The 17,278-nt window shown below is 42.1% G+C and carries 8 protein-coding genes and 2 pseudogenes; 8 read left to right on the top strand and 2 right to left on the bottom strand.

All coding sequences use genetic code 11. The features are described from left to right. Positions 1-20 precede the first annotated feature (20 nt). Positions 21-944, top strand: coding sequence for a tRNA epoxyqueuosine(34) reductase QueG (gene queG, locus ACSLFW_RS01070; protein ID WP_436554278.1), 924 nt, complete (start codon positions 21-23; stop codon positions 942-944). A 77-nt stretch (positions 945-1,021) separates the two neighbouring features. On the opposite strand, the gene ACSLFW_RS01065 is transcribed toward queG, so the two are convergent. Together ACSLFW_RS01065 and ACSLFW_RS01060 are read right to left on the bottom strand one after the other, a co-directional pair. After that, the gene (locus ACSLFW_RS01065; protein WP_436554277.1) at positions 1,022-1,483 is read right to left on the bottom strand and encodes a DUF885 domain-containing protein; all 462 of its coding nucleotides are present in this window, start codon (positions 1,481-1,483) and stop codon (positions 1,022-1,024) included. Further along, the gene (locus tag ACSLFW_RS01060) at positions 1,440-2,804 is read right to left on the bottom strand and encodes a DUF885 domain-containing protein (RefSeq protein ID WP_436554276.1); all 1,365 of its coding nucleotides are present in this window, start codon (positions 2,802-2,804) and stop codon (positions 1,440-1,442) included. The genes ACSLFW_RS01065 and ACSLFW_RS01060 overlap by 44 nt, the downstream gene beginning before the upstream one ends. Positions 2,805-3,040: 236 nt before the next feature. Here ACSLFW_RS01060 and ACSLFW_RS01055 point away from each other — a divergent pair. From ACSLFW_RS01055 to ACSLFW_RS01025, 7 genes and pseudogenes are all read left to right on the top strand, one after another. Continuing rightward, a pseudogene (locus ACSLFW_RS01055) lies at positions 3,041-5,330 on the top strand (NADP-dependent malic enzyme). A gap of 178 nt (positions 5,331-5,508) precedes the next feature. After that, entirely contained in the window at positions 5,509-6,090 is a 582-nt protein-coding gene (ruvA, locus tag ACSLFW_RS01050) for a Holliday junction branch migration protein RuvA (RefSeq protein WP_436554275.1), read from the top strand. Positions 6,091-6,177: 87 nt separating this feature from the next. Beyond that, positions 6,178-13,438, top strand: a pseudogene (gene sprA / locus ACSLFW_RS01045) (cell surface protein SprA). 87 nt (positions 13,439-13,525) lie between these two features. Further along, positions 13,526-13,906, top strand: coding sequence for a glycine cleavage system protein GcvH (gcvH, locus tag ACSLFW_RS01040; RefSeq protein ID WP_436554274.1), 381 nt, complete (start codon positions 13,526-13,528; stop codon positions 13,904-13,906). Next, positions 13,875-14,279: a VanZ family protein gene (locus tag ACSLFW_RS01035; RefSeq protein WP_436554273.1), complete on the top strand. Its 405-nt coding sequence runs from the start codon at positions 13,875-13,877 to the stop codon at positions 14,277-14,279. Before gcvH ends, ACSLFW_RS01035 begins: the two co-directional genes overlap by 32 nt. A 57-nt stretch (positions 14,280-14,336) precedes the next feature. Further along, on the top strand, positions 14,337-15,080 hold the full coding sequence (gene deoC, locus ACSLFW_RS01030; protein WP_436554272.1) for a deoxyribose-phosphate aldolase: 744 nt from the start codon (positions 14,337-14,339) through the stop codon (positions 15,078-15,080). Between the two features lie 132 nt (positions 15,081-15,212). Then, positions 15,213-17,201: a gliding motility protein RemB gene (locus tag ACSLFW_RS01025; RefSeq protein ID WP_436554271.1), complete on the top strand. Its 1,989-nt coding sequence runs from the start codon at positions 15,213-15,215 to the stop codon at positions 17,199-17,201. Positions 17,202-17,278: the final 77 nt, after the last annotated feature.

Here is a 17,278-nt window from a genome sequence, read left to right as displayed (position 1 = left end):
ATCTCTGTGAAATAGCTGCTTTGATCGAAAACAAATCCAAATATTCTCAATTCATCAAATCCGAAGCCAAACGCCTCGGGTTTTTGTCATGTGGAATTTCAAAAGCTGGATTTCTGGAAACAGAAGCGCCAAGGTTAGAAAGCTGGCTTAAAAATAATGCGCACGGGCAAATGGCATACATGGAAAACCATTTCGACAAGCGTCTCGATCCGACATTGTTGGTTGAAGACTCGAAAAGCGTAGTTTCTTTGTTGTTGAATTACTATCCATCAGAAATACAAAATCCGGAAAGTCCGAAAATCTCCAAATACGCCTACGGGCAAGACTATCACTTCGTCATCAAAGAAAAATTAAAAGAACTATTATTTTCAATCCAAAACGAAATCGGTGAAGTTTCAGGACGCGCTTTCGTAGATTCTGCGCCAGTTCTCGATAAAGCCTGGGCAGCCAAAAGCGGACTAGGTTGGATCGGCAAAAACAGCAATCTTTTGACCAAATCTGTCGGCTCCTTTTATTTCATCGCAGAATTGATTCTCGATTTGGAATTAGAATACGACCACGCCGTAACCAACCATTGCGGCAGCTGCACCGCTTGTATCGACGCTTGTCCGACCGAAGCAATTGCTGCGCCTTATGTTGTCGACGGCAGCAAATGCATCTCCTATTTTACAATTGAACTGAAAGAAAATATCCCATCGGAAATGAAAGGAAAATTCGATGATTGGGCTTTCGGTTGTGATATATGCCAGGACGTTTGTCCGTGGAATAAATTCTCAAAATCCCACAACGAACCACTTTTCAATCCAAATCCCGATTTGCTTACTATGACAAGGAAAGACTGGCAAGAAATCACCGAGGAAACTTTCAGGACAGTCTTCAAAAATTCAGCTGTAAAACGAACGAAATTTGAAGGACTGAGACGGAATCTCGACTTTTTAAAGTGAATCGGCGCTAAGACGCAAAGGCACAAAGTTTTTTAAATTCTTCGTGCCTTTGCGTCTTTTTGTCTTTGTGTTGAAGATTATTTTTTCTCAGCAATCCAGGCATCGATTTTCGCCTCTAAAACTTTCAGAGGTAAACAGCCTGATTCGAGTACTTCATTGTGGAATTCTCCAATTTTGAATTTTGTACCCAACTCTTTTTCGGCTTTAGTACGCAATTCACGAATCTTCAATTGCCCGATTTTATAGGAAACTGCTTGTCCGGGATAGGCCATGTAGCGCTCGATTTCGGCAGTGATGCTTTGCAAAGGCTCAGCTTCATGCTCAACAGAATATTGTATTGCCTGTTCTCTCGTCCAGCCCTTGGTATGCATTCCGGTATCAACTACCAAACGGATTGCACGGTGCATTTCTGCACTTAACATTCCGAAATATTGGTATGGATCGGTATATAAACCCAATTCTTTTCCAAGCGATTCTGTATAAAGCGCCCAGCCTTCACCATAAGAATTGAACCAAATGGTCTTCCTGAAAGATGGCAATGCAGTATTTTCCTGTTGCAATGAAACCTGGTAATGGTGTCCGGAATTGCTTCATGCAAGAACAAATCTTCATCAGAATAAACATTATATTTTTTAACATCCGGAATCGGTACATAAAAAATCCCGGGCGCGTTCCGTCAACTGAGCCTTGGTTGTATTCCGCACTTGCAGAAGCTTCACGGAAGGCCTCGGTTCTCCTGATTTCAAAGGCCGTTTTTGGCTTCATGTCGAAGAGCTTGTCGAGATTTGGCTTCATCTTTTCATGGATAGCTTTAAAATTATCTAAAACCTGTTGCGGCTCTGTAAAAGGCATTAATTCCTTCTTTTCTCGTACATAGTCAAAAAACGAAATAAGATCGCCTTTGTAACCAACTTCTGCTTTTACTTTTTCCATTTCGCTCATGATGCGCGCCACTTCTTTGAGTCCGATTTGGTGAATTTGGTCTGGCGTTAAATCTGTGGTTGTGTATTTTTTCACGAGGAAATTGTAGTACGCAATGCCATTTGTAATTCCGGAGATTCCGCTTGAGGTGCGGCTTGCTTTCAGGTAATCTGAGGCAATATAATCATGAAGGCTTTTCAAAGACGGCAATAATTTTTCGGTCAGTAATTTTGTATAATCTACAGTAAGCCTGTCTTTGTCAGCTTTTGAAAAATCTGCAGGAAAGGCATGCAATGGACTGTAAAAAATATTGCTTTGCCCATCTTTTGCCAAATCGCCAATTTGCGGAATTACTTTTTCGGTCAGCGCTTTTGGCAGTACATAGCCTTTGGCGACACCTTCTTTCATTCTGGCTTTCGCCGAAATCACCCAATTGTTGAATCCCGAAAGTCGCTCAAGCCAATTTTCATAATCTTTAACGGTTTTGAAAGGCTGCGCGCTCGTTCCCCCAGCCAATTGCCCGATCATCAACGGCAGCGACTGGAATTGGTTAATCGGCAAATATTCTTCATGGAATGTGAAACCTTCAAGATTAATGTTGCATTCCCAACTCAAAAGGGCTTTGCTCATTTTGTCATTGGCAGACAAATCGGCATCATCGAATTTCGAGATTTCGTTTTTGTATTTTGTGAAAAACGACTTGATTTCGGCAATTACAGCGTCGTCAAGAGTGTTAGGCAACAGGTTGTTAAATTTATTCTCTCCGGCAAAAGTCGCATCGATTGGATAATATTTCATCTTTTCCTGGTAATAATTTTCCAGGATGGCGGCTAATTCCTTATTGTCTTCTTTGACCTCTTTTGTAGCGTCTTTTCCTTCTTTCTTGCAGGATTGGAATCCGATGGCAAGTACGATTACGGCAATAATTATTTTCTTCATGATATCAGGTTTGTTGGTTAAAGGTATTAAAGATTAGTAAGTATGCCTAATTTCCATAACGTTACATTTTGAAAAGAAATTTAGAAGGCGGATGTGTGCAGATTTCCGTTTTAAATCTGCGTTCAACGCTTACAACAACCAAATCCAAAACAAACTTTACAAAACTATCACGTTAAAAGTTTCCTTTTTTGACTGAGACTTTTACCTTTGTAAGTTCGGAATCAAAACGACGCTACATGAACAAATCCAATAAACGAAGAGCAGCACTTTTATACCATGCCAAACCTACGCCGGGTAAAATCCAGGTGGTGCCAACCAAAAAATACGCCACACAGCGCGATTTGTCATTGGCCTATTCTCCGGGTGTTGCAGAGCCATGCCTCGAGATTGCAAAAGACATCAACAACGTTTATAAATACACAGCCAAAGGTAATCTGGTTGCCGTAATCAGTAACGGAACTGCGGTTTTAGGCCTTGGCGATATCAGTCCGGAAGCTTCGAAACCAGTAATGGAAGGCAAGGCTTTACTGTTCAAAATTTTCGCAGACATCGATGTTTTTGATATCGAAGTCGGCACGAAAGACATCGAAGAATTTATCGCCACCGTAAAAAATATTGCCCCGACTTTCGGCGGCATCAACCTTGAAGATATCAAAGCACCTGAATCTTTCGAAATAGAAAGGCGACTGGTAGAAGAACTCAACATTCCTGTGATGCACGACGACCAGCACGGAACTGCAATTATTTCGTCTGCGGCCTTGCTTAACGCATTAGAGCTGGCTGAAAAAAATATCAGCGAAGTGAAAATTGTAGTTTCAGGAGCAGGTTCAGCTGCTTTGGCATGTGCGAATTTGTATGTGCTTTTGGGCGTAAATCCCGACAATATCATTATGTTCGACAAAGACGGCGTACTGTCTGATGACCGTGAAGATTTATCTCCGCTGCAGCGAAAATATTCCAAAGGATTTAAAGATATCGATTTAAAAACGGCACTGCACGGCGCGGATGTTTTCCTCGGACTTTCTGCCGGAAATATCCTGACGCCCGATATGCTGATGGGTATGGCCGACAATCCGATCGTTTTTGCAATGGCGAATCCGATTCCGGAAATCGATTACGATTTAGCCATTGCAACCCGAAAAGACATCATCATGGCAACCGGACGTTCTGATCATCCTAACCAGGTGAATAACGTCTTGGGTTTTCCCTATATTTTCCGCGGTGCACTCGATGTAAGGGCGACAAAAATCAACGAAGCGATGAAAATGGCGGCTGTAAAAGCATTGGCTTCACTCGCCAAAGAACACGTTCCGGAGCAGGTGAATATCGCTTACGGTGAAACAAAACTCAATTTCGGACGCGATTATATCATCCCGAAACCTTTCGATCCAAGATTGATTGCCGTTGTCGCGCCAGCTGTTGCAAAAGCTGCAATGGAATCAGGAGTAGCAACACATCCGATTCACGACTGGGAAAAATATGAGGAAGATCTGCTTGAAAGATTAGGTTCAGACAATAAGATGGTACGTTTGCTTACGAACCGCGCTAAAATCGACCGAAAACCATCGTTTTTGCAGAAGCCGACCACCTTGATGTGTTAAAGGCGGCGCAAATCGTTTACGAAGAAAAAATTGGTTTTCCGATTTTGCTCGGCAATAAAGAAATCATCCACGAATTGAAAGAAGAATTAGGTTTCGATGCCGAGGTACCGATTTTTGACCCTAAAACCCAAGATGAAGACGAAAGAAGATTGCGCTATGCCGAAATTTTCTGGAAATCAAGACAACGCCGCGGCATTTCGCTTTTAGATTCCCAGAAATGGATGCGCGAGCGCAATTATTTCGCCGGAATGATGGTCAACGAAGGCGATGCGGATGCGCTGTTAACCGGATATTCCAGAAGTTATCCGTCGGTCATCAAACCCATGATGCAGATTATCGACAAAGCGCCGGGCATTTCCCTTATCGCAACAGCGAACATGATGATGACCAATCGCGAGCCGATGTTTTTATCCGATACGGCAATCAACCCGAATCCGACGGCAGATGATTTGGCGAAAATTGCGCTAATGACTGCTAAAACCGTAAGAATGTTCGGTATTCAGCCTGTTATTGCAATGATTTCTTATTCGAATTTCGGTTCCTCGGCTAATGAAAGTGCCGCGAAAATGCGCCAGGCGGTTTCCTATCTTCATAAATATTATCCTGATATGATTGTCGACGGTGAAATTCAGGCAGATTTTGCTTTAAATCCGGAAATGCACCAGAAGAAATTCCCATTCTCCAAACTTGCAGGAAAAAAAGTCAACACATTGATTTTCCCAAACCTCGAAGCGGCGAACATCACTTATAAATTGCTTAAGGAATTGTACAACGTAGATTCTGTCGGCCGATCATCCTCGGAATGGACAAACCAGTGCATATTTTCCAGCTTGGGGCAAGTGTCGAGGAAATGGTCAACATGGCGGCAGTTGCGGTTGTTGATGCGCAGGAGAAAGAAAAAAGAAATAAATTATCCAGGATCTAAATTCCAAAAAAGCAAATCCCAAATCCCAAATAATCCAAAAGACAAATTTCAAATGCGAAACTGCGATTGGAATTTTTCCCTTTAACGGGCTTGGAACTTATCTGGAATTTGGGATTTGTCATTTGGTGCTTTTAAATAAAAGATTTTTGCTACATTTGGCAATTACTTAACATCTGTAATGATTGCACATATACAAGGAAAATTGACGGAGAAAACGCCAACAGAAGTCGTGATTGACTGCGGTGGCGTCGGTTATCATATCAACATTTCCCTGCATACCTACTCATTGCTTCCCCAAACAGACCATATCAAGCTTTTTACGTATCTCCAGGTCAAGGAAGATGCGCATACTTTGTTTGGTTTTGTGGAAAAATCTGAAAGAGAAATTTTTAAAATGCTGCTTTCTGTTTCAGGGATTGGCGCCAGTATCGCAAGAACGATGCTTTCATCGCTTGAACCAAAGCAAATCATTCATTCGATTGCTTCCGGCGATGTCGGAACAATTCAATCGATTAAAGGCATCGGCACTAAAACTGCTCAACGTGCCATTCTCGATTTAAAGGACAAGGTGTTAAAGTTGTATGATTTGGACGAAGTTTCAATGTCGCAAAGCAATACAAACAAAGATGAAGCGTTATCTGCTTTGGAGGTTTTGGGTTTTAACAAAAAATTGGCTGAAAAAGCCGTCGAGAAGATTTCAAAAGACAATCCGGAAGCCACGGTAGAGACAATTATAAAATTAGCGTTAAAAAATTTATAGTACTTGAAAACATTTTACCTGAAAAGTTCTGAAGCCATCCTGAAAACCGCGCTCACACTGCTCGTTTTTCTGTCTGCACATACTGCCATGGCCCAGGTTACCGAAGAGGAGGAAGAAAAGCCGAAAGATACGATTGGTTACAACCAGGGCCAGGTCGAACTTGACAATCCGCCTAGTATTATTGAGGCTTATACCTATGATCCGGAAACTGACCGTTATATTTATACGAACAGTGTTGGCGGATTTAACATCAATTACCCAATCATTCTTACTCCGAAAGAATACCAGGAATTGGTGATGAAGGAATCAATGCACAAATATTTCAAGGAAAAAGCCGATGCCATCGACGGCAAAAAACCCGGAAGCGAAGAGGCTAAAAAAGATTTATTGCCGCGTTTTTACGTTAATTCAAGTTTTTTTGAAACGGTTTTCGGGAGCAATACCATTGACGTAAAGCCTACAGGTTCTGTCGAAATGGACTTAGGTGTACGGTATACCAAACAAGACAATCCGGCATTTTCACCGAGAAACAGGTCGAGCCTTACTTTCGACTTTGACCAGAGAATCAGCTTGGCGTTACAAGGAAAAGTGGGGACGAGGCTGAATGTTAATGTGAATTACGACACAGAATCTACTTTCGCTTTTCAAAACCTTATCAAGCTTGAATATTCGCCGACTGAAGATGACATTTTACAAAAGATTGAGGTAGGAAACGTAAGTTTGCCACTCAACAGCACACTGATAAAAGGTGCGCAGAGTTTATTTGGTGTAAAAGCCGCATTCCAATTCGGGAAAACAACAATCACCGGAATTTTCTCCGAACAAAAATCGCAATCAAAAGCCGTGACTGCCCAAGGCGGCGGAACCATCCAGGAATTTGATATTTTTGCTTTGGATTATGATGCCGACAGGCACTTCTTCCTTTCGCAATATTTCAGGAACCGTTATGATGCGTCACTTTCGACTTATCCGATCCTGGCAACAAGAGTGCAGATTACAAGGGTAGAGGTTTGGGTGACCAACAAACAGAACCGCGTTAGCACAACAGAAAATAACCTCAGGAATATCGTTGCGCTTCAGGATTTAGGGGAATCACAGATTCAGGGTTTCCAGGACAATGAGATCGTCAACCTGAACAATCCGGCTGGATTTTTCAATGTAGCGCCGGATTCGCCTTCAGATAATAAAAACAACAAATTCGACCCTGATGCGATAGGAACCGCCGGGAGTTATCTTAAAAATGAAATCAGGGAAATTGCGACAACCAACAACGGCGCATTCAATCTTCCTTCCGGAGCAGTTGTTAACGAAGGACAGGATTATTCCAAACTCGAAAACGCCAGGAAACTGACGCCGAATGAATATACGCTGAATGCCAAATTAGGTTACATATCGCTTCAGCAAAAACTTGCCAATGATGAAGTATTGGCTGTTGCTTATGAATATACCATTGGTGACCAATCGTATCAAGTTGGGGAGTTTGGAAATGACGGTGTAGAGTCTACCGTAGTAACCGGAACAGATCCTGCAACACAAACCATCTCTACACAAAGCCTTGTTTTGAAAATGCTGAAAAGTAACCTGACATCAGTTAATAATTCGTCAGGGTTTACTACTCCGGTTTTTAACCTGATGATGAAGAACGTTTACCAGATTGCTCCGGGCGGACAATTGGAACAGGAAGATTTCAGGTTTAATATCCTTTACAGCGATCCTTCACCACTGAATTATATTACAGCCGTAAATGCTCAAAACCCATTGCCTGTTGATAATCCTGCTACAGCGGTTGACGAAGCAGTTGACAAGACGCCGCTTTTGAGGGTTTTCAATGTAGATAAATTAAATGCGACCAACGACATCGAGCCAAAAGGCGATGGTTTCTTCGATTTATTCCGGGACTTACAGTTGATTCGCAAAACGGACGTATTATTTTCACGACAGTGGAACCTTTCGGAAAGTTCCTTTTCAACAAATTGGCGACCGGCGGCGAAGATTACAACAATACCGCTACCTATAACCCAAATCAGGCCAAATACGTTTTCAGGCAGATGTACCGAAGTACACAGGCCGGCGCTTTGCAAAGCAGCGATAAAAATAAATTCGAACTTAGAGGAAAATACAAATCGACCAGCGGCGACGGAATTGCAATCGGTGCTTACAATGTACCAAGAGGTTCAGTAAGGGTTACCGCGGGCGGAAGGGTTTTAGTAGAAGGCGTTGACTACTCCGTGAATTATCAGTTGGGAAGAGTCCAGATTCTTGATCCGGCATTACAGGCATCCAACACGCCGATACAGATTTCGCTTGAAAATAATTCTGTTTTCGGGCAACAAACCAGAAGATTTATGGGTGTGAATGTCGAACATAAATTTTCGGATAAATTTGTGGTAGGCGCGACTTTCCTGAAAATGACCGAAAGACCTTTTACACAGAAATCAAGTTATGGGCAGGAATCAGTCAACAACAGTATTTTCGGTTTCAATACCAATTATGCGACCGAAGTGCCTTTTCTTACACGAATGGTGAATAAATTACCAAATGTTGATACTGATGTGGTTTCTAATATTTCTTTCAGAGGTGAATTTGCTTACCTGAAACCTGATACGCCAAAAGCAGATCAGTTTGAAGGCGAATCTACCATTTATGTTGATGATTTCGAAGGCTCGCAAACGACCATCGATATGAAGTCTGCACTGGCATGGAGCTTATCAAGCGTGCCAAAGAACAGCCCGAATCATGCTTTCGGCTTTCAAAGCGACGCTGATGTTAAAACCGAAAGTGGTTACAAACGCGCCAAACTTTCATGGTATACGATTGATCCGATATTTTATACAAGCCAAAGGCCAGGCGGAATTACCGATCAGGAAATGGCTTTGAACCGCACAAGACGTGTTTACATCAAAGAATTATTTCCGCAGGAGGGTATCGCAGACGGCCAGCAAACGGTCATCAATACGCTTGATATGACCTACTATCCAACCGAAAGAGGCTATAATTATAATCCGGCATCTAATGGCAACGAATTGCCAAACCCTACCGCTAACTTCGGAGGTATTATGCGTTCCGTGACGTCTACCAATTTTGAGCAAAGTAATGTAGAGTATATTCAGTTCTGGATGATCGGCACCGTATTACCTGCAAGATCAGGATCATGAAAATCTGTCCAATACCGGAAGATTATTTTTCAACCTTGGAGAAATTTCCGAAGATGTGTTAAGCGACGGTAAAAAGCAATATGAGAATGGCCTGCCTGAAGCGGGTTCAACCCAAAACACGCTTCCAACGGCATGGGGAAGAATACCGGCATCGCAATCACTTATTTATGCATTCGACACCAATAACGCCAACAGGGCGGTTCAGGATGTTGGTCTTGATGGTGTAAATGATGCACAGGAAGCAAATTTATTCCCGGCTTTCAGCGGACTCGCAGATCCTGCTGCAGATAATTATACTTTCTATTTAAGTGCCGAAGGTAATGTCATCCAACGCTATAAAAATTATAACGGAATGGAAGGCAACTCGCCTGTCGGAGTTACCGATAATAATCGTGGAAATGCTACTATTCCCGATGTTGAAGACATCAATCGCGACAATACCATGAGTACCATTGATGCTTATTACCAATACAGTATATCGATTGAGCCGAACATGCAAATCGGACAGAATTACATCACCGATCAAAGGGAAACAGAAGCCTTGATTCCTGGTCGGGCGACCAGACCATACCAGTGAGATGGCTGCAGTTTAAAATTCCAATCAGTGATGCCCAGACTGAGAAAGTCGGCCCTATCGAAGATTTCAGGTCAATTCGTTTCATGAGAATGTTCTTAACCGGATTTTCTGAAGAAGTTACTTTGCGTTTCGGCACACTTGACCTCGTAAGAGGCGAATGGAGAAGATATACCAATTCACTCGATCCTAACGATCCGGATCCTGACACAACACCAGACAACACAGGTTTTGATGTATTGGCGGTAAACCTGCAGGAAAATGACCATCGCGAACCAATACCTTATGTATCGCCTCCGGGAGTTGTAAGAGAACAACTGTTTAATAACAATACCGTCATCAACCAAAACGAGCAATCATTGGCACTGCGTATTACAGACGAAGGTTTAGAAGCCGGAGATTCCAGGGCAGTATTCAAAAATGTAAGTGTTGACATGCGTCAGTACAACAAACTTAAAATGTTTTTGCACGCAGAATCCCTCCCTGCGGGTCCGTAACGTGAGATCTTTAGAAGATAAAGACTTTGGCGGTTTCATCCGTTTTGGTAACGATTTTACACAGAATTATTATCAGGTAGAATTGCCGTTGACAGTAACAGCACCAGGGCACTTCTGTTGCAGAAGACATCTGGCCCGAAGATAATGAAATGGATATCAAGATGTCATTGCTGACCAAGCTGAAAATCATGGCGATGCAAAATCCGGGCGATGTAGATGCCAATGGCGTATACTCGAAATTTGAAGACGAACTCGATGCGTCTGCGGCCGGGAAAACCAACAAATTGAAATTCAGTATCAAAGGAAATCCGAATTTCGGGCTTGTAAGGACATTGATGGTCGGTATCAAAAATGAACTTCCGGGCGCTGTGCCTTCTAATGCAGCCGACAGAAGAACCGGAGAAGTCTGGTTCAACGAATTGCGTCTTTCTGGAATGGATAACAAAGGCGGTATGGCAGCAGTAGCAAGTTTTGATTCTAATTTGGCCGATTTCGCCACAATTTCCGCAACCGGCAAAATGAGTACGATTGGTTTCGGTGCACTCGAAGATGGCCTAATGAAAGAAGCCGTGAGGATGTGACGCAATACAACATTGTTACCAATATCAATTTAGGAAAATTACTCCCGAAAAAATGGGGCGTTAACCTTCCTTTCAATTATGGAGTAGGTGAAGAGGTTATTACGCCGGAGTATGATCCGTTCAACCAGGAATGTCAAATTACAGGAATTGCTTGATATCACTGATGATGCAGCGGAAAAAGACAATATCAAAAACCGCGCAATTGAATACACCAAAACAAAAAGTATCAACTTTATCGGGGTTAAAAAAGAAAGAGGCGCAGAGCAGAAACCGCATATTTATGATCCTGAAAATCTTACGTTGTCGTATTCATTCAACGAAACCAAGAAACATGATTACGAAATCGAGGATTATGTAGACCAGCAATTGCGTACTTCTGTCGATTATACCTATACATTCAATCCGAAGCCGATCGAACCATTGAAAAGCAGTAAATTCCTGAAGAAAAGCTCTTACTGGAAATTATTATCTGATTTCAATTTCAATTACATGCCTTCCAATATTTCGTTCAGCACGACCATTTTAAGGCAATACAACCGCCAGCAGTTCCGCCAGGTTGATGACATCGAAGGGCTTTTGGCAATTGACCCGTTGTACAGAAGGAATTTCCTCTTCAATTACCAATACGGTTTCAATTACAGCCTCACAAAAGCATTAAAATTAAATTATGCCGCTTCTTCAAGCCATATCGTTCGGAATTATTATGATGAAAATGGCGCTGCGATTGACTCATTTACCATTTGGGATGATTACTGGAACACCGGAGAGCCGAACCAGTTCAACCAACAGATAACGGTGAATTATGACTTGCCGCTTAATAAGCTGCCGTTCCTGAGTTTCCTTAAATCTACCTATACTTATACGGGTGATTATGCATGGCAGCGTTCTTCGGATGCAATGCATGAATTCATGCCTGACCCGGTATCGATGCAGAAATTCGACCTTGGAAATACCATCCAGAACAACAGTTCACATAAGCTGAATACGGCTTTGAATATGGATTTGTTCTATAAATACATTGGTCTTACAAAAGGACCGAAAGCTAAAAAAGCCGCGCCAAAAACTGCAGCCGCACCGCCAAAACCAGGACAAAAAGTAGCCGCGCAACCAACAGCACAAGCAGAAAGCAATATTTGGCTTGACGGTTTGATTGGTGTTGCGACCGCCGTTAAAAACATCCAGTTGAATTATACCGAAACGGCAGGAACGGTACTTCCGGGTTATTTGCCATCAGTAGGATTCTTCGGTTCATCAAGACCAACCCTCGGATTCGTTTTCGGTGCACAGGATGATGTACGTTATGAAGCAGCACGAAATGGCTGGCTGACCAACTATTCCGAATTCAACCAGAATTATACGGAAGTGCTTACCAAAACAATCGACGGTACTGCAAACATCGATTTGTTCCCGGATTTCAAGATTGATTTGAAAGCGAACCGTTCGTATATGAACAATTTCTCAGAGCAATTCGATGCAAGTTCGGGTGAATATGTATCGCAATCGCCATATAATTTCGGTAATTTCTCGATTTCGACCATCATGATTTCGACGGCATTCGGGCAAAGTGACGAAAATGCCTCTGCTGCTTTTGACGAATTCAGATCCAACAGGCTCATTATTGCAGACCGATTGGCTACCGCGAAATATGGTGCCGGTAATATTCCGCGCTACGGAGATGCTGCAAACCCAATTCCGACCGACGTGAATGACCCGCTATATGCCACTTATGTTGCCAATGCCGGTTATCCGATAGGTTATAAAAAGAACAGCCAGGAAGTTTTATTGCCATCTTTTCTTGCAGCTTATACCGGCGGCGGTGCTTCAGGAATATCACTAAGTGCTTTCCGCAGTATTCCGTTGCCGAACTGGCAAGTGAAATATAGCGGACTGATGCGCTACAAATTTTTCAAAGACAGGTTTAAACGACTTTCGCTGCAGCATGGTTACACGGCTTCTTATACCGTGAATTCGTTCAGGTCTAATTTTGATTACAACAAAAACGAGACAGTTCCGGAAGCCGGTGAAAACTTCAACAGCAAAACACTGATTTCAAACGTGAATCTTGTTGAGCAATTCAACCCATTGATTAAGCTTGATATGGAGATGAAAAACTCAATGAAATTCGTCGCAGAAATGAAAAAAGACCGTGCCCTTTCAATGAGTTTCGATAACAATCTTTTGACAGAAGTGAAAGGCCTCGAATATATTTTAGGTGTTGGTTACCGGATCAAAGACGTGATTTTTAATTCGACCTTAGCCGATAATCCGCAAGGCATCATCAAAAGTGATATCAATATTAAGATTGATTTCTCTTTGCGAAACACCAAAACGATTGTGCGTTACCTCGATTATGACAACAACCAATTGGCGGGTGGGCAGAATTTATGGTCGGCGAAATTAACAGCAGATTATTCTTTCAGCAAGAACCTGACTGCGATTTTCTATTATGACCATTCGTTCTCGAAAGCGGTAATTTCAACGGCTTTCCCGATTACGAACATCCGTGCCGGGTTTACGCTCCGATATAATTTCGGGAATTAATTAAATTGATGAAAAAACATTTCAGGAATTTAAACTGAAACGATACTTTTGTGAAACAAACTATTCTTAACAAATAAACACAACAAAATGAACATTCCTTCTCATCTGAAATACACCAAAGACCACGAGTGGGCAAGCATCGAAGGCGATATTGTAACGGTTGGCATTACTGAATTTGCACAAAAAGAACTCGGCGATATCGTTTATGTTGAAGTCGATACATTGGATCAGACGCTCGAAAAAGATGAAGTTTTCGGAACAGTTGAAGCGGTGAAAACCGTTTCAGACTTATTCCTTCCTTTGGCCGGTGAAGTCGTTGAATTCAATGAATCACTCGAGGCAAATCCGGAATTGGTCAACAAAGATCCTTACGGAGAAGGCTGGATGATCAAGTTAAAAGCTGCTGATATTAATGATTTTAATGCGTTACTATCAAGTGAAGCTTACAGAGAACTTATCGGCGCATAAAAAGGCTTTTCTTTGGCTGGCGCTGGTTTGGACATCAATTGTCACCATCTTCTGCCTGATTAATATGAATGCGCTTCCGACAGTAAAAGTCGATAATTTCGATAAATTCGGACACATCACATTTCATTTCGGAATGACGGTTTTGTGGTTTTTGTACTATAAATTCCGCAGGGAAAACACAAGCCGAAGATCGCTGATAAAAGCATTTTTATTCTCATTTATTTATGGCGTAAGTATCGAACTGATCCAGACTTTCTTCACCAAGAGCAGAACAGGTGATATCTTTGATGAAATCGCCAATATAATCGGTTCCTTGATGGCCATATCTGTGATGATTCTGATCATGAAACGCAATAACGCCAAAACTTTATGATAAAACAGTCCCGCTTCGGTGGGATTTTTTTATTTTTACGACATAAACAACCCCCAAGTGAATATCAGGCAATACCTAGATTCGACTTATCTCAAGACGCCCGATCAGGCCGGACTTACCGCCGCTGAAAATGAAACCGTCGTCAGGCAATTCGTAAAAGAGGCCATCGACGAGCATTTCAAGCTGATTATGATTCGCCCGGAAATGGTTGTCGTTACCAGAGAAATGATTGCGAAAGCAAGTTCCAAAGTACAAATCGGAACTGTAATAGACTTCCCCGAAGGAAAATCTTCATTGGAAATAAAATTGAATGAAGCCCAAAAAGCTGTTGCTGACGGCGCAGACGACTTGGATTTTGTATGCAATTACGAAGCCTTTAAATCCAGTAATATCGATTTGGTCAAAAATGAAATCCTCAATTGTACCAGATTCGGTTTAGAAAATCACAAAGTCGTCAAATGGATTATCGAAGTTGCCGCATTGAATAATACCGAAATAGTTCGCTTGTCTGCATTGATAAAAAATCTCGTGATTTCCAATTTCAAAGAAGAAAACTATGCCAATGTCTTTGTAAAATCTTCAACCGGATTTTATAAGACTGAAGATAATCTGCCAAATGGTGCGACAGTTCCCACAATAATCATGATGGTCGAAAATGCTGCGCCACTTCCCGTAAAGGCTGCCGGCGGCGTGCGCACTTATGAAGAAGCCATTGAAATGATCCGGCTGGGCGTAAAAAGAATCGGCACTTCTGCGGCAAAAGCCATAGTCAACGGCCAGGTTGCAGATACCCAATATTAATGAAATCAAGTTTTGTAATGAACAAAAAATTATACAGTTTACTTTTTATTTTCACGGCTTTTCTGGCATCGGCGCAGGTTTCCAATAAAAGCTCTGAGCGTTTTCCTGTTTTTCCGAATTGCGAAAATCTTGATGGTGCTGAACTGGAAAAATGTTTTTATACACAATTACAGGATTTCACCTTTAATAATTTCAAGGTTTCCGGAAAATCTTACACAGAACAATTACAAAGGAAGCGTCAAGGTGCTTTTTGAAGTCGATACTGTCGGAAGTTTCAAAATCCTTTATACCGACGCCATTTACCCGGAATTGATTTCCGAAACCAAAAGAATTTTCGGAATGCTGCCAAAAATAAAGCCGCCAACATATAACGGGCAACCGGTTTATTCGAAGTTTACCTTTAAGATTGCCATTCCATTACAAAATGAAACCGTAGAAATCGCTGAAAAGGCTGCCAAAATTGAAGCGCAGCAACTCAAAGAACAGCAACTGACAGAACTTGACAGCATGGTGTATAAGAAATTCAGCAGTCCGGTTTACAAAAGCCATCTTAATATTCCGTTCTCGCACGCTTTTTATGCGCAATTCGACGCAGCAATCAATAAAGTTGGCGCGAACAATCATACATCTTCGAAGCCGTTGGAATATTCAGAAGTGGCGCGTTATTATGATCTTGCTGCTGCCAATCAGAAATTAATGAAAAACAAAACCGGCTGGTATGGCCGGAAAATCTGGAATGAAAATCTCGTTCAGTTTGAAGGTGAAGATTACTGGCTCACGATGAACCCGATTCTGGATGTCAGGATGGGGAAAAGCAGCTCGAGCGATTTCAGTTATACTTATCAAAACACGCGCGGACTCAATGTTCAGGGCGGTTTGGGAAAAGATTTGGTAGTCACTTCGACGATTTTTGAAAGCCAGGGCCGTTTTGCCGATTATTACAACGCTTACGCGGAATCAATGGCGCCTGATGGAGGCGATCCAGCCATCATTCCCGGCATCGGAATCGCGAAAAGATTCAAGAAAGATGCTTATGATTTTCCTTCCGCGGATGCTAATATCACGTATTCACCAAGCAAAGCATTGAATCTGCAACTGGGCTACGGACGGAATTTCATCGGAGACGGCTATCGTTCATTACTCGAAGGAGATGCCGCAAGTCCGTATCCATACATCAAAATCAACACGACTTTCTGGAAAATAAAATACACCAACACCTATATGTGGCTCAAAGACGTTCGTCCGGGCGTTGTTGAAGACAGAACGTATGCAACAAAATTCATGGCCAACCATTACCTGAGCTGGAATGCTTCGAATCGTCTGAACATCGGTTTTTTTGAATCGGTGATTTGGACGAATTCCAACGGCCGTGGTTTCGATGCGAATTTCATCAACCCGATTATTTTCTACAGGACGGTCGAATTCGCTTCATCCGCAAGATCCGGAAATGCACTCCTGGCAATAACTTCCAAATACAAATGGAGCAACAGCGTTAATTTTTACGGGCAGTTCCTGATTGATGAATTTTCTTTAGGCGAAGTAAAAAAACAGAACAAAAGCTGGAAAAATAAATTCGGTTACCAGATTGGCGCTAAATATTTCAACGCGTTTGACACCGATGGTTTATTGCTGCAAGTGGAGTATAATCGTGTGCGTCCGTATGTGTATTCGCACAGCGACCCGATTACCAATTATGGGCACAATAACCAAAGCATGGGGCATCCGTGGGGCGGCAATTTTCAGGAATTCATTGCGATTGCGCGATATCACAAAGGCCGTTATTTTGCTGATGCAAAGCTGACTTTCGGCGTCCGCGGATTTGATTTTGATACTGCTGATGACAGCTTCAATTATGGCGGGAATATTTACAAAAACTACAACGACGACCGTCCGTTTGATACCGGCGTCACAATCGGGCAGGGAAATAAAACGAATATTTTCATCGCTGATTTGCAGGCAGGATATCTCATCAATCCGACGACAAACCTGAAATTATTTGCGAATTTGATTTACAGGGATTTTAATCCGGAGACGAATACTGCTGCCGTTTTCAAACAAAATACGACTTGGTTTTCTGTAGGAATCCGCACTGATATTTTCAATTTCTATTTTGATTATTAATCGCTGATTTTCTTCGAAAAAAATCTAAAATCTAAAATCTAAAATCTGATTTGTTGTAGTATCTTTGCGCGAGTTTA

Source organism: Flavobacterium sp. 3HN19-14 (assembly GCF_051373205.1).
GTDB lineage: Bacteria > Bacteroidota > Bacteroidia > Flavobacteriales > Flavobacteriaceae > Flavobacterium.
This window is presented reverse-complemented; position numbering and strand designations above follow the sequence as displayed.